This is a genomic window from Pseudomonas sp. B14(2017), assembly GCF_002113255.1.
Taxonomy (GTDB): domain Bacteria; phylum Pseudomonadota; class Gammaproteobacteria; order Pseudomonadales; family Pseudomonadaceae; genus Aquipseudomonas; species Aquipseudomonas putida_Z.
Genome location: NZ_NEJY01000006.1, coordinates 101,878 through 126,749 on the forward strand (window position 1 = coordinate 101,878; position 24,872 = coordinate 126,749).

At 62.3% G+C, this 24,872-nt stretch carries 21 protein-coding genes and 5 tRNA genes; 9 read left to right on the forward strand and 17 right to left on the reverse strand.

Annotation, left to right across the window (positions count from 1 at the left end; all coding sequences use genetic code 11):
* Nucleotides 1-128: 128 nt before the first annotated feature.
* Nucleotides 129-1,469, reverse strand: a complete 1,341-nt coding sequence (locus tag CAG34_RS07800) for an MFS transporter (protein ID WP_003257254.1) — start codon at nucleotides 1,467-1,469, stop codon at nucleotides 129-131.
* Nucleotides 1,470-1,716: 247 nt separating this feature from the next.
* Between CAG34_RS07800 and CAG34_RS07805 the strand changes: the two genes are divergently transcribed.
* Entirely contained in the window at nucleotides 1,717-2,298 is a 582-nt protein-coding gene (locus CAG34_RS07805) for a hypothetical protein (protein ID WP_085589057.1), read from the forward strand.
* Nucleotides 2,299-2,391: 93 nt separating this feature from the next.
* On the opposite strand, the gene bkdR is transcribed toward CAG34_RS07805, so the two are convergent.
* The gene (bkdR, locus tag CAG34_RS07810; protein WP_012273540.1) at nucleotides 2,392-2,877 is read right to left on the reverse strand and encodes a Bkd operon transcriptional regulator BkdR; all 486 of its coding nucleotides are present in this window, start codon (nucleotides 2,875-2,877) and stop codon (nucleotides 2,392-2,394) included.
* 198 nt (nucleotides 2,878-3,075) lie between these two features.
* Here bkdR and CAG34_RS07815 point away from each other — a divergent pair, with 198 nt between their 5' ends.
* Genes CAG34_RS07815 through lpdA form a run of 4 tightly spaced genes read left to right on the forward strand, consistent with a single transcriptional unit; the run spans nucleotide 3,076 to nucleotide 8,037 of the window.
* The gene (locus CAG34_RS07815) at nucleotides 3,076-4,308 is read left to right on the forward strand and encodes a 3-methyl-2-oxobutanoate dehydrogenase (2-methylpropanoyl-transferring) subunit alpha (protein WP_085589059.1); all 1,233 of its coding nucleotides are present in this window, start codon (nucleotides 3,076-3,078) and stop codon (nucleotides 4,306-4,308) included.
* 1 nt (nucleotide 4,309) lies between these two features.
* Nucleotides 4,310-5,368: an alpha-ketoacid dehydrogenase subunit beta gene (locus tag CAG34_RS07820; protein ID WP_015271253.1), complete on the forward strand. Its 1,059-nt coding sequence runs from the start codon at nucleotides 4,310-4,312 to the stop codon at nucleotides 5,366-5,368.
* Nucleotides 5,369-6,655, forward strand: coding sequence for a dihydrolipoamide acetyltransferase family protein (locus tag CAG34_RS07825; protein WP_085589061.1), 1,287 nt, complete (start codon nucleotides 5,369-5,371; stop codon nucleotides 6,653-6,655). It begins immediately after the preceding gene.
* A 2-nt stretch (nucleotides 6,656-6,657) separates the two neighbouring features.
* On the forward strand, nucleotides 6,658-8,037 hold the full coding sequence (gene lpdA, locus CAG34_RS07830) for a dihydrolipoyl dehydrogenase (RefSeq protein WP_085589062.1): 1,380 nt from the start codon (nucleotides 6,658-6,660) through the stop codon (nucleotides 8,035-8,037).
* A 239-nt stretch (nucleotides 8,038-8,276) separates the two neighbouring features.
* Here lpdA and CAG34_RS07835 read toward each other — a convergent pair whose 3' ends face one another.
* On the reverse strand, nucleotides 8,277-9,275 hold the full coding sequence (locus CAG34_RS07835) for a diguanylate cyclase (protein ID WP_085589071.1): 999 nt from the start codon (nucleotides 9,273-9,275) through the stop codon (nucleotides 8,277-8,279).
* A 91-nt stretch (nucleotides 9,276-9,366) separates the two neighbouring features.
* Complete coding sequence (locus tag CAG34_RS07840) at nucleotides 9,367-10,245, reverse strand: LysR family transcriptional regulator (protein ID WP_085589077.1); 879 nt, start codon at nucleotides 10,243-10,245, stop codon at nucleotides 9,367-9,369.
* 120 nt (nucleotides 10,246-10,365) lie between these two features.
* On the opposite strand from CAG34_RS07840, the gene CAG34_RS07845 reads away from it, so the two are divergent.
* Together CAG34_RS07845 and CAG34_RS07850 are read left to right on the forward strand one after the other, a co-directional pair.
* Complete coding sequence (locus CAG34_RS07845) at nucleotides 10,366-11,100, forward strand: AzlC family ABC transporter permease (RefSeq protein ID WP_085589081.1); 735 nt, start codon at nucleotides 10,366-10,368, stop codon at nucleotides 11,098-11,100.
* A complete protein-coding gene (locus tag CAG34_RS07850) occupies nucleotides 11,097-11,423 on the forward strand; it encodes an AzlD domain-containing protein (protein ID WP_025340115.1) in 327 nt (108 codons plus the stop codon). The genes CAG34_RS07845 and CAG34_RS07850 overlap by 4 nt, the downstream gene beginning before the upstream one ends.
* A gap of 187 nt (nucleotides 11,424-11,610) precedes the next feature.
* Here the strand turns inward: CAG34_RS07850 and CAG34_RS07855 are convergent, their stop codons facing one another.
* From CAG34_RS07855 to phnN, 3 genes are all read right to left on the reverse strand, one after another.
* On the reverse strand, nucleotides 11,611-12,939 hold the full coding sequence (locus CAG34_RS07855; RefSeq protein ID WP_085589083.1) for an MFS transporter: 1,329 nt from the start codon (nucleotides 12,937-12,939) through the stop codon (nucleotides 11,611-11,613).
* A 298-nt stretch (nucleotides 12,940-13,237) separates the two neighbouring features.
* Nucleotides 13,238-13,314 (reverse strand) — tRNA-Arg (locus CAG34_RS07860).
* Nucleotides 13,315-13,425: 111 nt separating this feature from the next.
* A complete protein-coding gene (gene phnN, locus CAG34_RS07865) occupies nucleotides 13,426-14,019 on the reverse strand; it encodes a phosphonate metabolism protein/1,5-bisphosphokinase (PRPP-forming) PhnN (RefSeq protein ID WP_085589085.1) in 594 nt (197 codons plus the stop codon).
* A 345-nt stretch (nucleotides 14,020-14,364) separates the two neighbouring features.
* On the opposite strand from phnN, the gene CAG34_RS07875 reads away from it, so the two are divergent.
* Nucleotides 14,365-14,691, forward strand: coding sequence for an Arc family DNA-binding protein (locus CAG34_RS07875; RefSeq protein WP_012273554.1), 327 nt, complete (start codon nucleotides 14,365-14,367; stop codon nucleotides 14,689-14,691).
* 226 nt (nucleotides 14,692-14,917) lie between these two features.
* Here CAG34_RS07875 and mgtE read toward each other — a convergent pair whose 3' ends face one another.
* The 8 genes from mgtE to alaS form a co-directional block, all read right to left on the reverse strand.
* On the reverse strand, nucleotides 14,918-16,360 hold the full coding sequence (gene mgtE, locus CAG34_RS07880) for a magnesium transporter (protein WP_025340118.1): 1,443 nt from the start codon (nucleotides 16,358-16,360) through the stop codon (nucleotides 14,918-14,920).
* A 530-nt stretch (nucleotides 16,361-16,890) separates the two neighbouring features.
* Nucleotides 16,891-16,967, reverse strand: a tRNA-Arg gene (locus CAG34_RS07885).
* A gap of 73 nt (nucleotides 16,968-17,040) precedes the next feature.
* Nucleotides 17,041-17,117 (reverse strand) — tRNA-Arg (locus CAG34_RS07890).
* A gap of 71 nt (nucleotides 17,118-17,188) precedes the next feature.
* Nucleotides 17,189-17,265: transfer RNA gene (locus tag CAG34_RS07895), tRNA-Arg, on the reverse strand.
* A 106-nt stretch (nucleotides 17,266-17,371) separates the two neighbouring features.
* Nucleotides 17,372-17,462 (reverse strand) — tRNA-Ser (locus CAG34_RS07900).
* Nucleotides 17,463-17,534: 72 nt separating this feature from the next.
* A complete protein-coding gene (csrA, locus tag CAG34_RS07905) occupies nucleotides 17,535-17,723 on the reverse strand; it encodes a carbon storage regulator CsrA (protein ID WP_003254503.1) in 189 nt (62 codons plus the stop codon).
* A gap of 165 nt (nucleotides 17,724-17,888) precedes the next feature.
* A complete protein-coding gene (locus tag CAG34_RS07910; protein ID WP_013973645.1) occupies nucleotides 17,889-19,124 on the reverse strand; it encodes an aspartate kinase in 1,236 nt (411 codons plus the stop codon).
* A 245-nt stretch (nucleotides 19,125-19,369) separates the two neighbouring features.
* Nucleotides 19,370-21,994, reverse strand: a complete 2,625-nt coding sequence (alaS, locus tag CAG34_RS07915; RefSeq protein ID WP_025340119.1) for an alanine--tRNA ligase — start codon at nucleotides 21,992-21,994, stop codon at nucleotides 19,370-19,372.
* A 145-nt stretch (nucleotides 21,995-22,139) separates the two neighbouring features.
* On the opposite strand from alaS, the gene CAG34_RS07920 reads away from it, so the two are divergent.
* Complete coding sequence (locus tag CAG34_RS07920) at nucleotides 22,140-23,537, forward strand: M91 family zinc metallopeptidase (protein ID WP_256573537.1); 1,398 nt, start codon at nucleotides 22,140-22,142, stop codon at nucleotides 23,535-23,537.
* A 21-nt stretch (nucleotides 23,538-23,558) separates the two neighbouring features.
* Here CAG34_RS07920 and astE read toward each other — a convergent pair whose 3' ends face one another.
* Together astE and CAG34_RS07930 are read right to left on the reverse strand one after the other, a co-directional pair.
* On the reverse strand, nucleotides 23,559-24,566 hold the full coding sequence (gene astE, locus CAG34_RS07925) for a succinylglutamate desuccinylase (protein WP_085589087.1): 1,008 nt from the start codon (nucleotides 24,564-24,566) through the stop codon (nucleotides 23,559-23,561).
* A gap of 10 nt (nucleotides 24,567-24,576) precedes the next feature.
* Complete coding sequence (locus CAG34_RS07930; protein WP_003256592.1) at nucleotides 24,577-24,867, reverse strand: topoisomerase II; 291 nt, start codon at nucleotides 24,865-24,867, stop codon at nucleotides 24,577-24,579.
* Nucleotides 24,868-24,872: the final 5 nt, after the last annotated feature.

Genomic DNA, 24,872 nt, shown 5'->3' on the forward strand with positions numbered 1-24,872 from the left:
ACAGGGTACGCGTACTGCTTGCGGATTCAGTTCTCTACGCGACAGCTCTCCCACAGGTACAACGCATGCCTTGAACACTGCGCGGTCGCTGTGGGAGCGGGCGTGCCCGCGAAGAGGCCGGCACAGGCCTACACCGACTTGCTGACCTCACCTTCCGGCTCAGGCTCCTTGTCAGCCCCCTTCTCTTCCGCCTCGGTATCCTCCGCCGCCACCGGCGCCTGCATCACCTCCTGTACCGTCTGCTCATCCACCCGTGGGTCCAGCGCCGCCGACAGTGGCGAACCGGCAGCCGGCATGGCAACGTGGCCCAAAGGCGCATCCTGCACCTGGTGCAGCCCGGTGACCGCCTTCGGCCGAATGCGCCACACCAGCACCAGGGCAAAGAACACGAAGAAGGCATACAGCATCTGCGGGCCGAGCACCTTCATCAGCACGCCTGCGGCCAGCGGCCCGATGCAGGCGCCCACGCCATAGGTCACCAGCAGCATCGCGGTCAGCGATACCCGCCGTTCGCTTTCCACATGGTCGTTGGAAAACGCCACCGCCAGCGGGTACAGGCAGAACTGCAGCAACGAAATCACGAAGCCTATGCCGAACAGCAACTCCAGCGGCACGCTGGGCAACATCGCCAGCGGCGCCGAGGCCAACGCCAACCCCACCGCCACGCTGCGGATCAGCACGGCCCGATCGTAGCGGTCGGACAACCAGCCCAGCGGCCACTGCACCAGCAGGCCGGCAAAGATGCAGCTACCCATGAACAGACCGACCTGCTCGGTAGTCATGCCCTGGCTGGAGGCATACAAGGGCGCCAGGCCATAGAACGAGCCGACGATCAGCCCCGAACCCAGCACCGTGCTGAGCGACTGCGGCACGCGCTTGATGAAGAACTTCGGCTCCATCGGTGCCGGGCGCAACGGCGCCGGGTGAATGCGCCGGGTCATGGCGACCGGCACCAGGCACAGGGTGAAACACATGGCCACCAGCATCAGCAGCTCCAGGCCAAGCTGTGGGTGCACCACCAGGATCAGCTGGCCGAGCACCAGGCCCAGGTACGAGGCGATCATGTAGCCGCTGAACACCGCGCCACGATGCTTCACGTCGGCCTGCTCGTTCAGCCAGCTCTCGATGACCATGTACTGGCACATCATCCCCAGGCCGACGATCATCCGCAGCCCGACCCAGGCCGGCAACCAGCTGGTCAGGCCATGGCCGAGCACCGCCGCGCCGACGATGCCGGCGCAAGTGGCATAGGCGCGAATGTGCCCTACCCGGCCAATCAACCGGTGGCCGACCTTGCCGCCTACCGCCAGGCCAAAGTAGTTGGCCGCCATCAAGGCACCCACCCACAGGCTGTCGACATGATCGGCTGCCAGGCGCAGGGCCAGGTAGGTACTGAGCAGGCCCGAGCCGATCAACATCATCAGCGCGGCGAAATACAACGACTGAAACGGCTTCCATATATTTCGCATAGGTCCCTTGCGGCTCCCGGGTCAGGTGGCGATGGGTTGCAGCCAAGCATAAAAGCAAAATTGCTGCGGCGCAGTCCCCTGCCTGACAAATCGTGAATCAAGGGCGCGTCCAGTGTCGGTCATGTCGTGATCATGCACTTGCATCATCGGACCAAGCTGCGCTCCAAGCGTTTCCATCTCATTGTTCACCAGCCGAAGGGTTAGCTTGCCTCGTCCCATCCCGGGAGCAACTGAGACTGGAGGTTACATGATCAAAGCTGATTTCACCGCCGAACTGCATACCCATGCAGGCCGAGTGGTAGTTGCAGAATCATCCGTCGGGCAACACCCATTCACATGGCTGGATGAGGACGGCTGGTTGTGCATCGATAATCACCGAAAGGCGCATGCGCGGGACGAGATCGTACGTATCGCGTTCGATTTCAAGTACATCACATCGGAGAAGGGACGGGACCTCTACTACATCTCGTGCAACAACCACTGGAAATTCGCAGGCGCGAGGCTTGAGCAAAATTCCAGAGGCTGGCTCGGCCTGTATGGGACAGGCGTGATCGGCAGAGTCACGGACGCCGTGGCGAACTTCAAGCCGCAGCTGGCAGGGCTTGGCGACTACTGGAAAATCGATACACAAGATTATTGGAATGGCGACCTGAACAGCGCCGATAGCGTTCCGTTCTACCTACGCGACAAACACGGCCATCGTGTTGCATCGACAAGGCCTGAGGATGCATCCACAGACCTGTCCCTCACCTTTGACAGATTTCTGAATGCAAGCGCAACGCCGGGAGAGATACTCACGTTCTACCTGGAGAACATCCGGCTAGCCTGAAACCCGGCATCACTGCGAAGGCCCTGTCAGGAGGTGCCCTGCCTCTCAGAACCAAAGAGGCATTGCCAAGGCCAATCATCAGTCAGGCCACACCTATTCCCGCAAGGTCATGCCATTGGCCGGCAGCGGCAAGGCCGTCTTGTAGCGCACCTGCTTCAAGGCGAAACTGGAACGGATATTGGCCACCCCTGGCAACCGCGTCAGGTAATCCAGGAACCGTTCCAGTGCCTGGATACTGGGCAGCAGTACCCGCAGCAGGTAGTCCGGATCGCCCGTCATCAGGTAACACTCCATCACCTCGGGCCGTTCGGCAATTTCTTCCTCGAAACGGTGCAACGACTGCTCGACCTGTTTTTCCAGGCTCACATGGATGAACACGTTCACGTCCAGCCCCAACGCCTCGGGCGACAGCAAGGTCACCTGCTGGCGGATCACCCCCAGTTCTTCCATGGCCCGCACCCGGTTGAAGCAGGGTGTGGGGGACAGGTTCACCGAGCGGGCCAGCTCGGCGTTGGTGATGCGGGCATTTTCCTGCAGGCTGTTGAGAATGCCGATATCGGTACGATCGAGTTTGCGCATGAGACAAAATCACCGGTTTTTTGTGTTTATGCGGAATGTTTATCTGCCCTGCTCGGCAAAGGCAATCAACTTGAGAGAAAAATTCTCCTGCCGGCCCACTAAGATGTAGGGGACGCTGACCTACCAGTCACAAGCCGGTACTCAGCGGCGGCCGCTTCAGAGCTCACAAAAACAAATACCCGAGCGAGCGTAAAAAGCATGAACGAGTACGCCCCCCTGCGTTTGCATGTGCCCGAGCCTACCGGCCGGCCAGGCTGCCAGACCGATTTCTCCTACCTGCGCCTGAACGATGCAGGTCAAGCCCGTAAACCCCCAGTCGATGTCGACGCTGCCGACACCGCGGACCTGTCCTACAGCCTGATCCGCGTGCTCGACGAGCAAGGCGACGCGCAAGGCCCGTGGGCCGAAGACATCGACCCGCAAGTTCTCCGTCAGGGCATGCGCGCTATGCTCAAGACACGGATTTTCGACAGCCGCATGGTGGTCGCCCAGCGCCAGAAGAAGATGTCCTTCTACATGCAGAGCCTGGGTGAAGAAGCCATCGGCAGCGGCCAGGCCCTGGCGCTGAACCGCACCGACATGTGCTTCCCCACTTACCGCCAGCAAAGCATCCTGATGGCCCGCGACATGTCGCTGGTCGAGATGATCTGCCAGCTGCTGTCCAACGAGCGTGACCCGCTCAAGGGCCGCCAGTTGCCGATCATGTATTCGGTACGCGACGCCGGTTTCTTCACCATCAGCGGCAACCTGGCGACTCAGTTCGTGCAGGCTGTCGGCTGGGCCATGGCCTCGGCGATCAAGGGCGATACCAAGATCGCCTCGGCGTGGATCGGCGACGGCGCAACCGCCGAGTCGGACTTCCACACCGCCCTCACCTTCGCCCACGTGTACCGCGCCCCGGTTATCCTCAACGTGGTCAACAACCAGTGGGCGATCTCCACCTTCCAGGCCATCGCCGGTGGCGAGTCGACCACCTTCGCCGGCCGTGGCGTGGGATGCGGCATTGCCTCGCTGCGGGTTGACGGCAACGACTTCGTCGCCGTGTACGCCGCCTCGCGCTGGGCCGCCGAACGCGCCCGTCGCGGCCTTGGCCCATGCCTGATCGAGTGGGTCACCTACCGTGCCGGCCCGCACTCGACCTCGGACGACCCGTCCAAGTACCGCCCGGCCGATGACTGGAGCCACTTCCCGCTCGGCGACCCGATCGCCCGCCTGAAGCAGCACCTGATCAAGATCGGCCACTGGTCCGAGGAAGAACACCAGGCCACCACTGCCGAGCTGGAAGCCGCGGTGATTGCCGCGCAGAAGGAAGCCGAGCAGTACGGCACCCTGGCCAACGGTCACATCCCGAGTGCCGCCTCGATGTTCGAGGACGTGTACAAGGAAATGCCCGACCACCTGCGCCGTCAACGCCAGGAACTGGGGGTTTGAGATGAACGACCACAACAACAGCATCAACCCGGAAACCGCCATGGCCACCACTACCATGACCATGATCCAGGCCCTGCGCTCGGCCATGGATGTCATGCTCGAGCGCGACGACAATGTGGTGATCTACGGCCAGGACGTCGGTTACTTCGGCGGCGTGTTCCGCTGCACCGAAGGCCTGCAGAACAAGTACGGCAAGTCCCGTGTGTTCGACGCGCCGATCTCCGAAAGCGGCATCGTCGGCACCGCCGTGGGCATGGGTGCCTACGGCCTGCGCCCGGTGGTGGAAATCCAGTTCGCCGACTACTTCTACCCGGCCTCCGACCAGATCGTTTCCGAGATGGCGCGCCTGCGTTACCGTTCGGCCGGCGAGTTCATCGCCCCGTTGACCCTGCGCATGCCCTGCGGTGGCGGGATCTATGGCGGCCAGACCCACAGCCAGAGCCCGGAAGCGATGTTCACCCAGGTGTGCGGCCTGCGCACTGTCATGCCGTCCAACCCGTATGACGCCAAGGGCCTGCTGATCGCCTCGATCGAATGCGATGACCCGGTGATCTTCCTGGAACCCAAGCGCCTGTACAACGGCCCGTTCGACGGCCACCACGACCGCCCTGTCACGCCGTGGTCGAAGCACCCGCAAAGCGCCGTGCCCGATGGCTACTACAGCGTGCCGCTGGACAAGGCGGCCATTACCCGCCCCGGCAATGACGTGACCGTGCTGACCTACGGCACCACGGTGTACGTGGCCCAGGTGGCCGCCGAAGAAACCGGCGTCGACGCCGAGGTGATCGACCTGCGCAGCCTGTGGCCGCTGGACCTGGAGACCATCGTCGAGTCGGTGAAAAAGACCGGCCGCTGCGTGGTGGTACACGAGGCCACCCGCACCTGCGGCTTCGGCGCCGAACTGGTGTCGCTGGTGCAGGAACACTGCTTCCACCACCTGGAGGCGCCGATCGAGCGCGTCACCGGCTGGGACACCCCCTACCCCCACGCACAGGAATGGGCTTACTTCCCAGGGCCTTCGCGGGTAGGTGCGGCATTGAAAAAGGTCATGGAGGTCTGAATGGGCACGCACGTCATCAAGATGCCGGACATTGGCGAAGGCATCGCGCAGGTCGAGTTGGTCGAGTGGTTCGTCAAGGTCGGCGACATGATCGCCGAAGATCAGGTAGTGGCCGACGTCATGACCGACAAGGCCACCGTGGAAATCCCTTCGCCGGTCAGCGGCAAGGTGCTGGCCCTGGGTGGGCAGCCCGGTGAAGTGATGGCGGTCGGCAGCGAGCTGATCCGCATCGAAGTGGAAGGCAGCGGCAACCATGTGGATGTGCCCACCAAGGATGCGCCAAAGCCCGAACAGGTCGAAGCCCCCGCTGCCCCGGTAGCCGCCAAGCCAGAGCCGCAGAAGGAAGCAAGACCGGCCGCGTGCCAGGCGCCCGTCAACCACGAGGCAGCCCCGATCGTGCCGCGCCAGCCAGGCGACAAGCCGCTGGCCTCGCCGGCGGTGCGCAAGCGTGCCCTGGATGCCGGTATCGAACTGCGTTACGTGCATGGCAGCGGCCCGGCCGGGCGCATCCTGCACGAAGACCTCGACGCCTTCATGAGCAAGCCGCACAGCACTGGCGGACAAGCCCCGAGCGGCTATGCCAAGCGCACCGACAGCGAGCAGGTGCCGGTGATCGGCCTGCGCCGCAAGATCGCCCAGCGCATGCAGGACGCCAAGCGCCGGGTCGCGCACTTCAGTTATGTGGAAGAAATCGACGTCACCGCCCTGGAAGCCCTGCGCCAGCAACTCAACAGCAAGCACGGCGACAGCCGCGGCAAGCTGACCCTGCTGCCGTTCCTGGTGCGCGCCCTGGTCGTGGCACTGCGCGACTTCCCGCAGATCAACGCCACCTATGACGACGAAGCCCAGGTCATCACTCGCCATGGCGCGGTGCATGTGGGCATCGCCACCCAGGGTGACAACGGCCTGATGGTGCCGGTGCTGCGCCATGCCGAAGCTGGCAGCCTGTGGAGCAATGCCGGCGAGATCTCGCGCCTGGCCAACGCAGCCCGCAACAACAAGGCCAGCCGCGACGAGCTGTCCGGTTCGACCATCACCCTGACCAGCCTGGGCGCCCTGGGCGGCATCGTCAGCACACCGGTGGTCAACACCCCGGAGGTGGCGATCGTCGGCGTCAACCGCATGGTCGAGCGGCCTGTGGTGATCGACGGCCAGATCGTCGTGCGCAAGATGATGAACCTGTCCAGCTCGTTCGACCACCGCGTGGTCGATGGCATGGACGCCGCGCTGTTCATCCAGGCCGTGCGCGGCCTGCTCGAACAACCCGCCTGCCTGTTCGTGGAGTGAGCATGCAACAGACTATCCAGACTACCCTGTTGATCATCGGCGGCGGCCCTGGCGGCTACGTGGCTGCCATCCGCGCCGGGCAACTGGGCATCCCCACCGTGCTGGTGGAAGGCCAGGCACTGGGCGGTACCTGCCTGAACATCGGCTGCATCCCGTCCAAGGCGCTGATCCACGTGGCCGAGCAGTTCCACCAGACCTCGCGCTTTGCCGGCCCGTCGGAGCTGGGCATCAGCGTCGCCTCGCCGCGCCTGGACATCGGCCAGAGCGTGGCCTGGAAGGACGGCATCGTCGACCGCCTGACCACCGGCGTCGCCGCCCTGCTGAAAAAGCACGGGGTCAAGGTGATCCATGGCTGGGCGAAGGTGCTCGACGGCAAGCAGGTCGAGGTCGATGGCCAGCGTATCCAGTGTGAGCACCTGTTGCTGGCCACTGGCTCCAGCAGTGTCGAACTGCCGATGCTGCCGCTGGGCGGGCCGATCATTTCCTCGACCGAAGCCCTGGCGCCGAAAACCCTGCCGCAGCACCTGGTGGTGGTGGGCGGCGGCTACATCGGCCTGGAGCTGGGCATCGCCTACCGCAAGCTGGGCGCACGGGTCAGCGTGGTGGAAGCGCGCGAGCGCATCCTGCCGACCTACGACAGCGAGCTGACCGCACCGGTGGCCGAATCGCTGAAGAAGCTGGGCATCACCCTGCACCTGGGCCACAGCGTCGAGGGTTACGAGGGCGGCTGCCTGCTGGCCCGTGATGGCCAGGGTGCGCAATTGCGCCTGGAAGCCGACCAGGTGCTGGTAGCCGTGGGCCGTCGGCCGCGCACGCAAGGTTTCAACTTGGAGTGCCTGGACCTGAAGATGAACGGCGCCGCCGTTGCCATCGACGAGCGCTGCCAGACCAGCATGCGTAATGTCTGGGCCATCGGCGACGTGGCTGGCGAACCGATGCTGGCGCACCGGGCCATGGCCCAGGGCGAGATGGTCGCCGAGATCATCGCCGGCAAGGCACGCCGTTTCGAACCCAGCGCGATCGCCGCGGTGTGTTTCACCGACCCGGAAGTGGTGGTGGTCGGCAAGACCCCGGAGCAAGCCAGCCAGCAAGGGCTGGACTGCATCGTCGCGCAGTTCCCGTTTGCCGCCAATGGCCGGGCCATGAGCCTGGAATCGAAAAGCGGTTTCGTGCGGGTGGTGGCGCGCCGTGACAACCACCTGATCCTGGGTTGGCAGGCGGTTGGCGTGGCGGTTTCCGAGTTGTCGACGGCGTTTGCCCAGTCGCTGGAGATGGGCGCGTGCCTGGAGGATGTGGCCGGCACCATCCATGCCCACCCGACACTGGGTGAGGCGGTACAGGAAGCGGCACTGCGCGCCCTGGGCCACGCCCTGCATATCTGACACTGAAGCGGCCGAGGCCGATTTGGCCCGCAGCGCCCCAGGCGTTGCGGGTCTTTTTTCATTCGGGCCCGACAGCGGTCCGACACAAAACCTGAAACCACCGCGGTCTCTGTGGGAGCGGCCTTGTGTCGCGAAAGGGCTGCAAAGCAGCCCCATCAATATCAGCACCGGTGCAAAAACACCCGGGGCCGCTTTGCGGCCCTTTCGCGACACAAGGCCGCTCCCACAATGATCGCGATCTATTGGGCTATCGCGTTCTTGCCGTTCCCCTTGGCCCGGTACAGCGCCATGTCGGCACGCGCCAGCAGTGCATGCTGGTCCTCTCCTTCCTGCCATTGCACCACGCCGTAGCTCATGGTCAGCCGGCAATCGCCCACCGGCTCCACCTGCACCATCGCCTGGCGCAAGCGTGCTGCCACCTCCAGCGCCTCGCCCAGCGAGGCCTGCGGCAATACGATGACGAACTCGTCCCCACCCCAGCGCGCCAGCAGGTCCTGCTGCCGCAGACAGGTACGCAGGACGTCGACCACCCGCACCAGCGCCGCATCGCCACGGGCATGGCCATAGCGGTCATTAATCGGCTTGAAATCGTCCACGTCCATGGCTATCAGCGACAACGGCTGGCGAAAGCGCTGTGCACGCTCGCACTCCAGTTGCAGCGCCTTCTCCAGCCGATAGCGGTTGGCAATGCGGGTCAACGCGTCGCGCTCGGCCAGCTCGCGGTTTTCGTCCAGCTGCCGCTGCAACTGCTGGTTCACCCAGGACAGCTCGCGGGTGCGTTCGGCCACCTGGCTTTCCAGCGACTGGTTCCTCTGCTCCAGTTGCGCCACCAGGCGCTTGTTGGCGTCGATGTTGCGGTGGGCACCGAGCATGCGCGCCACCGAGCCGTCCTCGTTATGGGCGATGATGTAGCCGCTGTCTTCGATCCACAGGTAGCTGCCATCGTGGCAACGGCAGCGGTATTCGACGAGGTAATGCTCGTTGCGCTGGTTGATGTACGCCTCGAAATGCGCCATCACCCGCGGGTAGTCCTCCGGGTGGATCACGCTTTCCCAGGTGAGCACCGAGTTGGCCATGGAGTGGCTGGGGTAGCCGAGCATGGCGTACCAGCCCGGGTTGCGATAGACGTAGCCGGTATTGGCATTCCAGTCCCAGATACCATCGCTGATCAGATCGAACAACGTATGCAACTGCTGTTCACTGAAGCCGGCGGGTACCGGCCGGGTTTCCTGACTCATGGACGCTCTCCCTGGCTTCTGGCGCACCCGAACAGAATAGCCCTGACGCCCTGTTTTTGCGGCGCTGAGGACAGGCATGGATCGAGGACGCTCAAGCCAACTGCAACAGCGCCTCCTCCACGGCAGCAACCACCTGGTTGCCCTTGGCACCCGGCAGCCGCCATGCGGCGATGGTCATGCCCAATGGCACCGCGCGGTCGATGGGGGCGACCAGTTCGCCGCTGTCGAGGTAGCGTTGCACCAGGCTTCTGCGCCCTATCAGAACCCCGGCGGCCAGCAAGGCTTGCTGCAGGGCGATCGAGTACAGGGAAAAACCCGGCCCACGGGCAACGAACTTGTGCCCGGGCATCACCGCCCCCGTCCACACCGCCCAGTCGTTCCAGCCCACGTCGGCGATGCAACGGGCGTCGGCAAGGTCCTCGGGCTTGGCGATGCTGGCGGCAAGGGCCGGCACGCACACGGGCAGGACTTCTTCCGTGGCTATCCTGCGTTGCCAGCGCTCGGGCTTTTCGGTGTAGAACAGGCACAGGTCGAACGGGCTGCGTTTCAGGTTGGGCGGCTCATCCACCGCCGTCACCGAGATCTCGATGGGTGCCAGCAGCCGGGTCAGTTCCGGCAGGCGTGGCCCTATCCACAACTGCGCCAGGGCAGGCGATGTGACGATATGCACCCGCTGCGGTGCGGCCAGGCGGCGCAGTGTGCGCGCGGCGGCTTCCACGGCGTCGAACGCCTCGGTGAACTGGCCTTTCACGCTTTCGCCCAAGGGCGTCAGGCGCACGCCTTTGGCGTGGCGCTCGAACAAGGCCGCGCCATATTCGCTTTCCAGGGTCTTGACCAGGGCGGCGATGGCCCCTGGGGTCACCCTCAGCTCGAGTGCGGCACGGGCAAAACCGCCCAGGCGGGCTGACGCTTCGAAGGCACGCAGGGCATTGAGCTGCAGCGAGTGCCGGGTGGGAGTATCGAGGTACACGGTTTCAGGCCTATTTTTTTTAGGCCTACTATCCAGAAATCTGACGTTGAGGCCAACTGTCGCGCGCATTAACGTGGACGTACCGCCCTTGCACCGTCTGCACACTTTCAAGGATTTCAAATGCCGTATCCAAGCGGGACCCAAGCGTTCAGGCAAGGTGCCCACAGCGCCCTGCCATTGACTTCCGGCATCGTGCCCTTCGGCCTGATCACCGGGGTCACGGCGATCGGCATGGGCCTGTCGCCAACCGATGCCATCGGCATGACCTTGCTGTTCTACTCCGGTTCGGCGCAAATGGTGGTGATGCAGTTGATGCAAAGCGCCGCCCTGCCGGTGACCATGGTAGTCACCGCACTGGTGATCAACCTGCGCTTCCTGATGTACAGCGCCAGCCTGGCCCCGCACCTGGGCCAGCTGCCGCGCCGCCACAAGTGGCCGATGGCGTACATGCTGTCAGATCAGTCCTTCGCCCTGTGCACGCTGAAGATGGGCTCGGGCGGGCTCGGGCAGTATGCCTACCCCTACTATGCCGGTACGGCAATCACCATGTTCTTCGGCTGGAACCTCTCGGTGCTGGCGGGCATGTACCTGGGCGCGAGCATCCCTGAAGACTGGTCGCTGGGCTTTGCCATTCCATTGTCATTCCTGGCCCTGTTGATACCCGGCATTCGCAATGCGGCCACGCTTGGCGCAGCGCTGACCGGCGGCGTGCTCGCCGTGCTGGCCGCCAACCTGCCCTACAACCTCGGCCTGCTGGCTGGCGCGCTGGGCGGCATCATCGCCGGGCTGGCCATCGAGAGCTGGCAAAAACAGCAAACCGTGGCAGACGCCAATACCGAGCAGGAAGCATCATGAGCGAAACGACCCAGTGGATAACCTTCATTCTGATCGGCCTGGGCACCTTCGCCATCCGCCTGTCGTTCATCGAGTTGCACACGGTGCTGCGCATCCCCCCACTGTTTCGCCGCGCCCTGGCGTATGTGCCGGCCAGTGTGCTGGCGGCATTGGTACTGCCGGCTGTGGTATTTCCTGACCGGCAGGCGGGGTTCGACTGGATGAACCCGCAGATACCGGCAGCGATACTGGCCGCATTGGTGGCGTGGCGTACGCGCAGCACGATGCTGACGCTGATTGTGGGCATGGGAGTGCTGTGGGCCTTGAAGCATTTGGGGATGTAGGATGCGTCAGCGCTGATATCCTGCTCTACACGGCCCCTGTAGGAGCGGCCTTGTGTCGCGAAAGGGCCGCAAGGCGGCCCCAGGATTTTGGCTTCACAGCTGACATGGCCGGGGCTGCTGCGCAGCCCTTTCGCGACACAAGGCCGCTCCTACACGGCCAGCGTCCGCTCGGTGGCTTCTTGCAGTATCAGACCGCGCTGGCCTTGGCCAGGTCCAGCGAGCGTGTCTCCGGCGCCATCAGCCAGGTGCAGAGCAGCCCGACCATCGAAATGCCAAACGCCACGATCATGGTGTTGGCAATGCCGAGCGACTCCAGCGACATGGGCACCAGGTAGGTGCCGATGGCGGCACCGATACGCGACAAGGAGGTTGCCAGGCCAACGGCCGAACCCCGGACCTCGGTTGGGAACAGCTCGTTCGGGTACACGTACTGCAACACCTGCGCCCCGCCAATGAACAATGCATAGCTGCCGAACAGCGCCAGGGTCACCAGCCCTGCCCCGTCCGGGTACAGCCCCAGCAGCAGCAAGGCCAGGCCCGACCACAGGAAGCTGTGGATCAGCATGTTGCGCCGACCCATGGGGTTGATCAGCTTCACGCCCAGCAAGCAACCGAACACGAAGATGACGGTGATCGCCACAGCGCCCCACGCCGCCAGGTCACCGGTAAGGCCCATGGCCGAAAGGATCTTCGGGGCGAAGGCGTAGATGGCGAACTGCGGGATGATCGAGCAGGTCCAGAACATGCTGACGAAGAAGATGCGCTTGCCATAGCTGGAGTGGAACAGCGACCAGACCGACACCTTGCGAATCGACGGCGCTTCGGCCAGGTCGGTGATGGAAAAGCTGTTGCCATAAACCCTTTTCACTACCTGGTCGGCCTCTTCGATGCGCCCCTTGCTCAGCAACCAACGGGCCGATTCCGGGGTGCCGGCGCGCATGATCAGGAACAGCACGCCAGGCACTGCCGCACTCGCCAAGGCCCAGCGCCAGGCTTCCGGCCCCATGCTGCGCAGGATGAACTCACCGGCCACATAGGCCATGGCAGCACCGACGAACCACATCATCACCAGGCTGGCGAGAATCGAACCCCGCTGCTTGCGCGGCAGGAACTCGGCCAGCAGCGAAGTCGCCAGCGGGTGGTCGGCGCCGATGGCGACACCCAGAGCAAAGCGCAGGGCAATCAGTGCGGCGGCTGATGTGACCCAGAACTGGCCGAGAGAAAACAGCGTGAGTGCAACCAGTACCAGCACATACAGCGTCTTGCGGCCCAACCTGTCGGTAAACAGCCCACCGACGAAACCGCCGAAGAACATGCCAACCAGCGATGCGGCGGCTACCAGGCCCTCTTCGAGCACGGACAGTTGTAGCGACTGGCTGAGTTGCACCAGGACCACGCCAATGATGCTCAGGATATAGCCATCCAGAAACGGCGCACCCGAGGAGTAGATGGCGAGCTTCTTGTGGAAGCTGTTGAGCGGGGCGTCTTCCAGGGAAATATTATGTTTATTGGTCATGGGTTTGGCCTTTGTTGCTGCTCGGCGCAGACCGCCCGCAAGCGTTGGCCTGCGGGGAGATCCGATTATTATTGGAGTGCAATCGATCGCTGCTGAGCCATCCATGAAGCTCATGGCGAAGACAGTAAACTCACATGACCTGGGGTGATGTAAGGATTACTCCAAAGAATGCGACATCTCGGTCAAGCACATCGGGACGGCTGCGATGGCAGGCGAACGCAGGCACAAGCGAGCGGCATATGGAGCACGCCATCGTTGCTGGCCAACGCTGGGTGAGAGGGGTGTGGGAGATAGGAAATGGCGTCCCAGGCAGGAATTGAACCTGCAACCTTCCCCTTAGGAGGGGGATGCTCTATCCAATTGAGCTACTGAGACGCAAGTACCGGCAGCGGACGCTGCACAGCAGGACGGCCAGCATGTTAACCAGCATGCTGGCGTTTGTCATGCCTCACGCGGGCTTTTTCGCGTAATCCTTTTCTGCCAATGCTACACCTGCGGCAGCACGCCTTCATCACGCAGCAGCGCGAACAATGCCGCGACCGCGGTTTCCAGGGTGGTGGAGTTGTCCAGCACATGCAGCGACGGATCGGCCAGCGCCTGCAAGCGTGCATTACGTGCCAGGCGCTGCTCGACTTCCTCTGCGCTTTCCCGGCCGCGGGCCACCAGGCGCTCGCGCAGCACCTCGTGCCGGACCTCGACCAGCACTGCCAACAGGTTCGGGTAGCGCCGACGCGCCTCGGCCAGATAGGCCCGCGAACCATTCACCAGCACCGCCCTGCCCTCCGCCAGCCACTGGTCCACCTGTAGTGGAATGCCGTAATCCAGGCCATTGGCTCGCCAATGCATGGCGAACGCGCCTTGCGCGCGCAGTGCTTCGAACTGTTCGGCCGAGACTCCATGGGCGGCTTCGCCCTTGGCTTCGGCCGACCGGGTAATGACGCGACGGGCGATTTCCACCCCGGCGGCTGCCAATCGCTCACGAGAAGCATCGATCAGGGAATCTTTCCCGGAACCCGACGGTCCTACCAGATATATCAACCGGCCTGTCCCTGATTGGCGGTCGCTTGCGTCATGTTGCATAGCCACTATGCTCTATGGAGGGAAACCGGCACATTCTAGGGGCTTTCCCGGCCTTTTGCTGCGTTTTACCAGTTTTTGACGGCAAAAGTCTGACGATTGGGCAAGCTGGAGCATGTAAAACTTTTCAAACCAGTACTCATTTCTGATAATTGGTACTGGCACAAAGCCTTTATCCGGCTCACTATTTGTCACAGAATTGACGCCAAGGAAACGGCGACCATGAGGCAAGATGAGCATCCATTTTTCACAGACGGTTGAACATTTCGTCGTCGCCACGGTCGTACTACCACCCCGTGCGGCCAATTTGAGAACCGCTTCCCCTGAACCAAAATCCGGTCAATTTATATGCGCCCAATGAAACAGGCTATTTATTCGAGCCGCACCGCTGACAAGTTCGTCGTCCGCCTGCCAGACGGGATGCGTGAGCGCATTGCCGAGGTAGCGCGCAACCATCACCGCAGCATGAACTCCGAAATCATCGCGCGCCTGGAACAGAGCCTTATCCAGGAAGGTGCGCTGGGTGACGAGTTGAGCATGCGCCTGGACAGCCCTGAACTGTCCCTGCATGAACGCGAGTTGCTGCAACGCTTCCGCCAACTGTCGCACCGCCAGCAGAACGCGCTGGTCGCCCTCATCGCTCACGATGTGGAAATGGCTACCGACGCCTCCTGAGGTTTGCAGCCGAACATGAAAAAGCCAGCGTAAGCTGGCTTTTTTGTGGGCTTACCGCCGCTGTAGGATCACTGCCTTTGTGGGAGCGGCCTTGTGTCGCGAAAGGGCCGCAGAGCGGCCCCGCGATGTCAGCGGCACTGCGCATACTTCCGGGGCTGCTTTGCAGCCCTTTCGCGACGCAAGGCCGCTCCCACAAGGACCTCATCAGCTTGTGGAAGTTAAACGGCTACAGCAGGAACAGCGTGGCCAGCCCGAGGAAGATGAAGAACCCGCCGCTGTCGGTCACCGCGGTAATCATCACGCTGGAGCCCATCGCCGGGTCGCGCCCCAGGCGCGTCAGGGTCATCGGGATCAACACTCCCATCAAGGCCGCCAACAGCAGGTTCAAGGTCATCGCCGCAGTCATCACCAGACCCAACGACCAGCTGCCATACAGCCAGAACGCCACCGCACCGATCACCCCGCCCCAGATCAGGCCGTTGAGCAGCGATACCGCCAGCTCCTTGCGCATCAGGCGGCTGGTGTTGCCCGGCGACACCTGGTCCAGCGCCATGGCGCGCACGATCATGGTGATGGTCTGGTTACCGGAGTTGCCACCAATACCCGCCACGATCGGCATCAGCGCAGCCAGGGCCACCAGCTTCTCGATCGAACCTTCGAACAGGCCGATCACTCGCGATGCAACGAAAGCAGTAATCAGGTTGATGGCCAACCAGGCCCAGCGGTTGCGCAGCGAACGCCAGACCGAGGCGAAGATGTCTTCTTCCTCGCGCAAACCGGCCATGTTCAGCACTTCGCTTTCGCTTTCTTCACGAATCAGGTCGACCATTTCGTCGATGGTCAAGCGGCCGATCAGGCGTTCGTTCTTGTCCACGACCGGCGCGGATACCAGGTCATAACGCTCGAAGGCCTGCGCCGCATCATACGCATCTTCCTCGGGGTGGAAGGAGACCGGGTCGGTCGCCATGACCTCCGCCACCTTCTTTTCCGGGTCATTGACCAGCAGGCGCTTGATCGGCAATACGCCCTTGAGAATGCCGTCATAGTCGACCACGAACAGTTTGTCGGTGTGGTTCGGCAGCTCTTTCAGGCGGCGCAGGTAGCGCAACACCACTTCCAGGCTGACGTCTTCGCGGATGGTGACCATCTCGAAGTCCATCAGCGCACCAACCTGCTCCTCGTCGTAGCTCAGCGCCGAACGCACGCGCTCGCGTTGCTGGGCATCGAGGGTTTCCATCAGCTCGTGAACAACGTCACGCGGCAGCTCAGGAGCCAGGTCGGCCAGCTCGTCGGCGTCCATTTCCTTGGCGGCGGCGAGCAGTTCGTGATCGTCCATGTCGGCGATCAGCGATTGCCGCACGGCGTCGGACACTTCCAGCAGGATGTCGCCATCGCGATCCGAGCGCACCAGCTGCCAGACCGTCAGGCGGTCTTCCAGGGGCAAGGCTTCGAGGATGTAGGCGATGTCGGCGGGGTGCAGGTCATCGAGCTTGCGCTGCAGCTCGACGAGGTTCTGGCGGTGGACCAGGTTTTCCACCAGGTCGTTGTGGGCACCTTCCTGACGGTGGGTCAGGTCTTCGACCACGCGCTGGCGTTGCAGCAGTTCGACCACCTGGGCCAGGCGGTCCTGCAGGCTTTCCTGCGCTTTTTTTACTTCTACTTCAGTCATAGGCGAACTCCACTCCCAGCAGCGGAGCACGCCGGGAGAATCAATCGGTCAGATCTTTCTGTATGAATCTTGTTAGCGAGTAACTACTGGGTAAGTCCATGGTGGTTTTCCACAAGCCCCGGCGGGGCTGACGGGCGCAATCATACACTGCTAAAGCTGTCAGATCGCTTAAAATTTTGGCCAGAACAATCGTTTGCGTGATAAAGCTGGGACAACGCTCGAAGCTATCAGTGCGACGGTGGGTCTGGCGGTTAAAGCACATTTGTTGTGTGCCTGGATGTGTATGCGATACCTGATCGAATTCGGGGCTGCTTTGCAGCCCTTTCACCGGCAAGCCAGCTCCAACAGGGACAACACAGTCCAGAGAGCAGCGCGATACCTGTGGGAGCTGGCTTGCCGGCGATGGGCCGCATGGCGGCCCCAAGCTACACTACAATCGTTACAGAAGAGCTTAGATCGACATCACCAACAATTCATTGGCGCAGAAAAACAAAAAGCCCGCTCAAATGAGCGGGCTTCTTGATTTGGTGTGGCGGACTCAGGAGGATTCGAACCTCCGACCGCTCGGTTCGTAGCCGAGTACTCTATCCAGCTGAGCTATGAGTCCGTGGTGGTATTTTTTAGACCAGGTTACCACTGGTTGGTTGAAGTGCCTTTGCAAGCAGAGCCACTTCAAAAAGTGGCGGACTCAGCAGGATTCGAACCTGCGACCGCTCGGTTCGTAGCCGAGTACTCTATCCAGCTGAGCTATGAGTCCGCGATGGTAGTTTTAGACCAGATTACCACTGGTTGTTTGAAGCAGCCTTGCAAACAAAGCCACTTCAAAAGTGGCGGACTCAGGAGGATTCGAACCTCCGACCGCTCGGTTCGTAGCCGAGTACTCTATCCAGCTGAGCTATGAGTCCGTGTCTTGCCGCGCATTATAGGTCGCTGAAACATTTTTGCAAGAACTTTTTCGTTTAAAATCAACTACTTAGCGTTCTTACTGTTTACAGCGCCCTAAGCGAATAATGGCGGTGAAGGGGGGATTCGAACCCCCGATACCCTTATGAGGTATACTCCCTTAGCAGGGGAGCGCCTTCGGCCACTCGGCCACCTCACCGCAACACGAGGCGAATATTAAACAGGCTCTTCCTCGTTTGCAACCCTTTTTTTGAAAAAAACTTCAAAAAAATTAAAGGCTTGGCTCCTCGTCCTTCTCTTTCTTGATCCGCAGGTAGATTTCCTCGCGGTGCACAGCCACTTCTTTCGGGGCGCTGACGCCAATACGCACCTGGTTGCCTTTGACGCCGAGCACCGTCACGGTGATCTCGCCGTCTCCAATGATCAGGCTCTCGGCGCACCGACGAGTCAGAATCAACATAGCTTTCTCCTTACGCAAAACATTCAGGGGTAACAGTCTTGGGTGTCGCGGCCTGGTCGTGGACGACGACCAGGGCCCGGTTACTCGCCACACAGGGCAGGACAGGCCTGTGTGGCGAGCAGAAACGCGAAGGGCGCGGCAAGCCGCGCCCTTCCAGGCAGCGTATTACTCGCTCTGTCGTGCCGGAGCGTCGAGCTCGAACGCGGTGTGCAGCGCGCGTACGGCCAGCTCCAGGTACTTCTCTTCGATCACGACCGAAACCTTGATCTCGGAGGTGGAGATCATCTGGATATTGATGCTCTCCTTGGCCAGGGCTTCGAACATGCGGCTGGCAACACCGGCGTGCGAACGCATGCCGACGCCGACGATCGAGACCTTGGCGATCTTGGTGTCGCCGATCACTTCACGGGCACCGATTTCGCGGGCAGTGTTTTCCAGCACGCTCTGCGCCTTCTCGTACTCGTTGCGGTGTACGGTGAAGGTGAAGTCGGTGGTGTTATCGTGGGCAACGTTCTGCACGATCATGTCGACCTCGATGTTCGAGGCGCTGATCGGGCCGAGGATCTTGAAGGCCACGCCCGGGGTGTCCGGCACGCCGCGAATGGTCAGCTTGGCTTCATCACGGTTGAAGGCGATACCGGAAATGATCGGCTGTTCCATGGATTCCTCTTCATCAATGGTAATGAGGGTACCCGGACCCTCCTTGAAGCTGTGCAGCACGCGCAGCGGAACGTTGTACTTGCCGGCGAACTCCACCGAACGGATCTGCAGCACCTTGGAACCGAGGCTGGCCATTTCCAGCATCTCTTCGAAGGTGATCTTCTCCAGGCGCTGGGCCTGCGGCACAACGCGCGGGTCGGTGGTGTAGACGCCATCGACGTCGGTGTAGATCTGGCACTCGTCAGCCTTCAGCGCAGCCGCCAGGGCCACGCCCGTGGTGTCGGAGCCGCCACGGCCCAGGGTGGTAATGCTGCCGTGCTCGTCGACGCCCTGGAAGCCCGCTACCACGACCACGCGGCCTTCCTTGAGGTCGGCACGAATCTTCTGGTCGTCGATCTGCAGGATGCGCGCCTTGTTGTGCGCGCTGTCGGTGAGAATGCGCACCTGGTTGCCGGTGTAGGACACCGCTGGCACACCACGCTTGATCAAGGCCATGGTCAGCAAGGCAATGGTGACCTGCTCACCGGTCGACACGATTACATCCAGTTCACGCGGAACCGGCTGATCGGTGATCTGCTTGGCCAGGTCGATCAGGCGATTGGTTTCACCGCTCATGGCCGACAACACAACCACCAGGTCGTCGCCCGCCTCACGGTGTTTCTTGACCTTATCGGCTACCTGCTCGATCCGCTCGATGGAACCGACAGAGGTGCCGCCAAATTTCTGTACGATCAACGCCATTTCAATGGTGCCTCAGCCCATACAGGGCCCCAAAAAACAATCCAACATGAAGAGGCCGGATGGGAGTGGCCTGTGTGGCTAATTCTTGCACCCAAATTCGGCACCAGGATTCGCCTCGCTGCGTTGCCACTCCTCGCCGTAGCCCGGCTACGACTCGTCGCGGCGCCTTGCGCGGCAAACCCTGGCACTCGAATTTGAGCGCAAGAATTAGCCGTACAGGCCACTAGACCGCCGGCCCCCTCATCTCAAAGTCCCTGCTCTGCGAATGGCACGGCCAGCGCCAGGGCCTGGTCCAGTGCAGCGACGTCGACGCCACCACCCTGGGCCATGTCCGGACGGCCACCGCCCTTGCCACCCACCGCCGCAGCGGCTTGTTTCATCAGATCGCCAGCCTTGAGTTGGCTGGAGAGGTCCTTGGTCACGCCGGCCACCAGCACGACCTTGCCCTCATGCTCGCTGCCCAGCAGGATCACTGCGTGGCCGAGCTTGTTCTTCAGCTGATCGACCAGCGCCAGCAGGGCCTTGCCGTCCTGCCCATCCAGGCGGGCGGCGAGCACCTTGGCGCCCTTGACCTCAACGGCCGCATTGGAGAGATCATCCCCGGCGGCGCTGGCGGCCTTGGCCTGCAGCTGTTCCAGCTGCTTCTCCAGCTGACGGTTGCGCTCGAGCACAGCCGACAGCTTGTCGATCAGGTTGTCGCGATTACCCTTCACCAGCTGCGCGGCTTCCTTGACCTGCTCTTCGGCAGCGTTCAGGTAGGCCAGCGCAGCAGCGCCGGTGACCGCTTCGATACGGCGCACGCCAGAGGCTACGCCGCCTTCGCTGATGATCTTGAACAGGCTGATGTCACCGGTGCGCTTGGCGTGGATACCGCCGCACAGCTCCACCGAGAAATCGCCGCCCATGCTCAGCACACGCACGGTGTCGCCGTACTTCTCGCCGAACAGCGCCATGGCACCCTTGGCCTTGGCGGTTTCGATGTCGGTCAGTTCGGTTTCCACCGCAGTGTTCTTGCGCACTTCGCGGTTGACGATGTCTTCCAGGGCCTTGATCTGCTCCGGTTTCACCGCCTCGAAGTGGCTGAAGTCGAAACGCAGGCGCTGGCTGTCGACCAGCGAGCCTTTCTGCTGTACGTGCTCGCCCAGCACCTGGCGCAGCGCTTCGTGCAGCAGGTGGGTGGCGGAGTGGTTCAGCGAGGTGGCGTGCTGCACGTCGGCATCGACCTTGGCCTGGACCGGCGAACCGATCACCAGCGCACCGCTGGCAACCACGCCGTGGTGCAGGAAGGCACCACCGGTCTTGGTGGTATCGCGCACGTCGAAGCGCGCAGCGCCAGCCTGCAGGTAGCCGGTGTCACCCACCTGGCCACCGGATTCGGCGTAGAACGGCGTGCGGTCGAGCACGACCACACCCTGCTCGCCTTCACCCAGCTGGTCGACGGCCTGGCCGTCCTTGTACAGGGCGATGATCTTGCCCTGGCCTTCGGTGGCCTCGTAGCCGAGGAACTCGGTGGCGCTGTCGACCTTGACCAGGCTGTTGTAGTCCATGCCGAAGGCGCTGGCGGAACGGGCGCGCTCACGCTGGGCGTCCATCTCGCGCTCGAAGCCGGCTTCGTCGATGGTCAGCTCGCGCTCGCGGGCGATGTCGGCGGTCAGGTCCATCGGGAAGCCGTAGGTGTCGTACAGCTTGAACACCACGTCGCCCGGCACCACCTCGCCCTTCAGCTGGGCCAGGTCCTGCTCGAGGATGCGCAGGCCCTGCTCCAGGGTCTTGGCGAACTGTTCTTCTTCAGCCTTGAGCACGCGTTCGATGTGCGCCTGCTGGCTGTTCAGTTCCGGGAAGGCCTCGCCCATTTCGGCGACCAGTGCAGCAACGATCTGGTAGAAGAAGCTGCCTTTGGCGCCCAGCTTGTTACCGTGGCGGCAGGCACGACGAATGATGCGGCGCAGCACGTAGCCACGGCCTTCGTTGGACGGCAGCACGCCGTCGGCGATCAGGAAGCCGCACGAACGGATGTGGTCGGCGACCACTTTCAGCGAGGCCTGGCCCTCATTGCCGCAACCGATGGCCTTGGCCGCGGCCGACAGCAGGTTCTGGAACAGGTCGATCTCGTAGTTCGAGTGCACGTGCTGCAGCACGGCGCTGACGCGCTCCAGGCCCATGCCGGTGTCCACCGACGGCGCTGGCAGCGGGTGCAGCACGCCGTCGGCGGTGCGGTTGAACTGCATGAAGACGTTGTTCCAGATCTCGATGTAGCGATCGCCGTCTTCTTCCGGCGAGCCGGGTGGGCCGCCCCAGATGTCCGGGCCGTGGTCGTAGAAGATCTCGGTGCACGGGCCGCATGGGCCGGTGTCGCCCATGGTCCAGAAGTTATCGGAGGCGTACGGGGCGCCCTTGTTGTCGCCGATGCGCACCATGCGCTCGGCCGGCACGCCGACTTCCTTGGTCCAGATATCGTAGGCTTCGTCGTCAGTGGCGTAGACGGTGACCCAGAGCTTTTCCTTGGGCAGGTTCAGCCATTTTTCCGAAGTCAGGAAGGTCCAGGCGAAGGTGATCGCATCGCGCTTGAAATAGTCACCGAAGCTGAAGTTGCCCAGCATTTCGAAAAAAGTGTGGTGACGCGCGGTGTAACCGACGTTTTCCAGGTCGTTGTGCTTGCCACCGGCGCGCACGCACTTCTGGCTGCTGACGGCACGCGTGTAGGCACGCTTCTCCGCACCGAGGAAGCAGTCCTTGAACTGGTTCATGCCGGCATTGGTGAACAGCAGGGTCGGGTCGTTGTTCGGGATCAGCGAACTGGAGGCGACTCGGGTATGTCCCTGCTCTTCGAAGAAGCGAAGGAAGGCTTCACGGATTTCTGCGCTTTTCATAGGTTCTTCCACGGAAACGGCGGCCGTTTGGGCTAATACGTCGAATCGACGAAACGACGGCAAAGGGCGCCATTATATCCAGCCTGAACGGGAGATACAGTGTGTTTGTACACCAGAACAGCAATCGGCGGATGAAAAGCCGTTCATGAGCACGGCCAAGGCGGAAAAGCAGACCTGCAGGCCCACCCATGCGGTACATAAGCAACACCTGACCCGCGCAGTGGAGCGGGATCCTGCCGGCCCACCCTCGCTGCCGGAGCACTCCATGCCTGAGCTGAACCTGTCCAAACTCCACTCGGATCCACACCCACTGCCTCACGAGGCTACCCTGGCCAATCCGAACCCGATCTACTACATAGATGCTCGCGAACCTGGTTACGCCCAGACCGCCTTTCCCAATGAAGACAACCCCCAGCGGCAGACCGAGGTCAAGTACATCCAGGCTGACCCCAACGTGCGAATCACCCTGGAACACACTTACCCGTTGGGGCGGCGCTATCGCCGCAGCACCCAGAACAGCGAGCTGCTGGTCTTCAACGTGGCCCCGCGTGCGCTGCGCGCGGATGAGCAGCAAAAGCGCGTACGTATCGCCCCTCGTGAATGCCTGCTGGAAGTGACCATCAACGATGCGGTATTCATGGTCGCCGCGCATACCGCCCAAGCCATCGCCATTCGCCTCACCGATGGCAATCAGCACGTCGTCATCGCTCCGGAGGTGAAGAAGACGGTGCTGATCGACATGATAGGGAGCGGCAACAGGATCGAGACCGGCGCAGGTATCGTCCATATCGACGCCCATACCGGCACGCAACAGATTGTGGTCGGTAGCGGACCGGTGCTGATCGACAAGGGCGACGCGGTCGTCAACGTCACGGGGCACCGCCTGCTTGGCAGCGAATCCTCCAGGATCAAGCTCTACCGCGATACCGAAAACGATGCACAACTGGCCCGGCCCGTGACAGCCGAACATCAGGCCCTGGGCAATATCGGCGTGCGAGTGACGGGTAGCGACCCGTTCAGGCAAGCGGCACAGGATGCGCTGGAGCTGCTGCGCAAACTACCCTGCGGCCAGGCGCTACTGGCGGCCCTGGATAAAAAGGCCGGGCAGTCCGGGACACCGATCAGCCTGATCGAAGCATCCAGACACCAATTCACGACCTACGCACCCAGCGACCACGAAGAAGATGAAGACGAAGGCCACTTCATCATCGACGAAAACCAGAGTAGCTGGGGCTACAGTGGCGGCACCCTGGCATACAACCCAGGCTGGTCGACCGCTGCGCAACTGCCACTACTCGACCTTTACCGCTGCCTTTGCCAAGGCTGGAACTCGATGTCAGGCACCGTCTTTCCGGGCCAGACCGAGGTTAAAGGCAAAAACGGCGCTTATCCGGTGGACAACCTGCTCCTGCAAAGCATCGGCTTACCCACCGATTGCAAGTTCACATTCGGCGGCAGCACCGCCCTGAACACCAACCCACCCGCCTTCACTGAAAACGGGCTGCGCCAGGCGCTGCAACTGGAGCTGCGCACACAGCCGTGAGCCCAGGGTATCGGGGCCAGCTCAGCCTAGTCGCTGGCCGGAGTCAGGAACGATCAGAATCCCCGCCCTGAGACCATTTTTGACCTTGGGGTTGGGGAAGATGATGCGCGCGCCCTCCTCCTCGACTACCCAGCGCGTCTCGGCCAAGTCTTCGGCCAGCAGGTAACCCTTGCTCAGCTCGGAGAAATTCTCGATGTCCGCCGGCAGGTGCAGGTGGAAGCTGTCGCTGTGCTTGATGATCTCGCGGGACACGCTGAACAGCTGCAGGCCATCCAGAGAGCCTTCGCCCTGTGGCTCGGTGTCTTCGATGATGTGAATCAGCCTCGCTTCCAGCTTGTCCAGGTTGACCAGCTCGTTCTGACCGAACGGACGGGCCTTGCCCAGCTCCAGGGTGAAGGCTTCGGCTTCCAGCTGCTCGTAGGTGAAGGCGCTGAAGGTGATAGAGGATTTGCTTTGCAGCAACACCGCCTCCATGCCCGCCGCCGCCAGGCGCGCCAGCTCGCGACGGGAATGCTTGCGCCCCTCTTTATAAGGGTACAAGGCGAACTGCTCGATCTTCGAGCCGCGGATGGCGGTATGCAGGTCGTAGTGCAGGCGGTTGCGCCCCGGCTTGCTGAAGAACACCCGGGCGAACTGTTCCAGCTCGGCGGCACGCAATGCCTCGAAGCCACTGGACAGCTCGTGGCGGCCATTGAACAGGCGGTTGATGTCCTGCTCGATGAAGCGCTCGCCCTTGCGGATTGCTGCCGGGTTGCCGAACAGGAACAGCACCCGGGCCTTGGGTTTGATCTTGCCGTTGGCCACGCCATGCAGCAGCCGCTCGAGCAACTCGATCGGTGCCGTTTCGTTGCCGTGGATGCCGGCGGACAACAGCAAGTCCAGCCCGCAATCCTCGCTTTCGGCCGGGCGCACTTCGAGCGCGCCCTCCCCCAGCCAACGCAAACGCGCGCCCTTGGGTGTCACTTGGGTCTTCTCGGCCGGTTCGTGATCGGTGAGGGTCAGCTCAAGCAATTTGCCAAGGGCGAGCATAGGTACTTCCTTAGTGGTGGTGGCCGCAGTCGGGGCCATGGACGTGATCGTCGTCTTCGCCGACCTCCGCCGGTTCCATTTCCAGCTGCAGGCTGACCAGGTTGGTGGCCATCGGGCGCAGCAGCAAGTTGGCGTACTCGGTGTCGTCTTCCTCGACATCCACGCCGATCAGCAGCTGGCCACGACCATCCTGTTGAATCCACACTTCCTTGCCTTGCCAGACCACGGCAAAGCGGGTGCAGGAAGTTTCCAGCTGGGTGCCGTCTTCATCTTCCAGGATAAGGCGCAGGGCGTCGGTCATTGCAA

What these genes read in the sequence shown, in the direction of transcription:
- CAG34_RS07820 (WP_015271253.1), top strand. Translation starts at nt 4,310, where the DNA reads ATGAACGACCACAACAACAGCATCAACCCGGAAACCGCCATGGCCACC.
- CAG34_RS07920 (WP_256573537.1), top strand. Translation starts at nt 22,140, where the DNA reads ATGAGCACGGCCAAGGCGGAAAAGCAGACCTGCAGGCCCACCCATGCG.
- CAG34_RS07835 (WP_085589071.1), bottom strand. Translation starts at nt 9,275, where the DNA reads ATGAGTCAGGAAACCCGGCCGGTACCCGCCGGCTTCAGTGAACAGCAG.
- CAG34_RS07815 (WP_085589059.1), top strand. Translation starts at nt 3,076, where the DNA reads ATGAACGAGTACGCCCCCCTGCGTTTGCATGTGCCCGAGCCTACCGGC.
- CAG34_RS07845 (WP_085589081.1), top strand. Translation starts at nt 10,366, where the DNA reads ATGCCGTATCCAAGCGGGACCCAAGCGTTCAGGCAAGGTGCCCACAGC.
- phnN (WP_085589085.1), bottom strand. Translation starts at nt 14,019, where the DNA reads ATGCAACATGACGCAAGCGACCGCCAATCAGGGACAGGCCGGTTGATA.
- astE (WP_085589087.1), bottom strand. Translation starts at nt 24,566, where the DNA reads ATGCTCGCCCTTGGCAAATTGCTTGAGCTGACCCTCACCGATCACGAA.
- CAG34_RS07805 (WP_085589057.1), top strand. Translation starts at nt 1,717, where the DNA reads ATGATCAAAGCTGATTTCACCGCCGAACTGCATACCCATGCAGGCCGA.
- CAG34_RS07875 (WP_012273554.1), top strand. Translation starts at nt 14,365, where the DNA reads ATGCGCCCAATGAAACAGGCTATTTATTCGAGCCGCACCGCTGACAAG.
- CAG34_RS07825 (WP_085589061.1), top strand. Translation starts at nt 5,369, where the DNA reads ATGGGCACGCACGTCATCAAGATGCCGGACATTGGCGAAGGCATCGCG.
- CAG34_RS07930 (WP_003256592.1), bottom strand. Translation starts at nt 24,867, where the DNA reads ATGACCGACGCCCTGCGCCTTATCCTGGAAGATGAAGACGGCACCCAG.
- CAG34_RS07910 (WP_013973645.1), bottom strand. Translation starts at nt 19,124, where the DNA reads ATGGCGTTGATCGTACAGAAATTTGGCGGCACCTCTGTCGGTTCCATC.
- alaS (WP_025340119.1), bottom strand. Translation starts at nt 21,994, where the DNA reads ATGAAAAGCGCAGAAATCCGTGAAGCCTTCCTTCGCTTCTTCGAAGAG.
- bkdR (WP_012273540.1), bottom strand. Translation starts at nt 2,877, where the DNA reads ATGCGCAAACTCGATCGTACCGATATCGGCATTCTCAACAGCCTGCAG.
- CAG34_RS07800 (WP_003257254.1), bottom strand. Translation starts at nt 1,469, where the DNA reads ATGCGAAATATATGGAAGCCGTTTCAGTCGTTGTATTTCGCCGCGCTG.
- csrA (WP_003254503.1), bottom strand. Translation starts at nt 17,723, where the DNA reads ATGTTGATTCTGACTCGTCGGTGCGCCGAGAGCCTGATCATTGGAGAC.
- mgtE (WP_025340118.1), bottom strand. Translation starts at nt 16,360, where the DNA reads ATGACTGAAGTAGAAGTAAAAAAAGCGCAGGAAAGCCTGCAGGACCGC.
- lpdA (WP_085589062.1), top strand. Translation starts at nt 6,658, where the DNA reads ATGCAACAGACTATCCAGACTACCCTGTTGATCATCGGCGGCGGCCCT.
- CAG34_RS07855 (WP_085589083.1), bottom strand. Translation starts at nt 12,939, where the DNA reads ATGACCAATAAACATAATATTTCCCTGGAAGACGCCCCGCTCAACAGC.
- CAG34_RS07850 (WP_025340115.1), top strand. Translation starts at nt 11,097, where the DNA reads ATGAGCGAAACGACCCAGTGGATAACCTTCATTCTGATCGGCCTGGGC.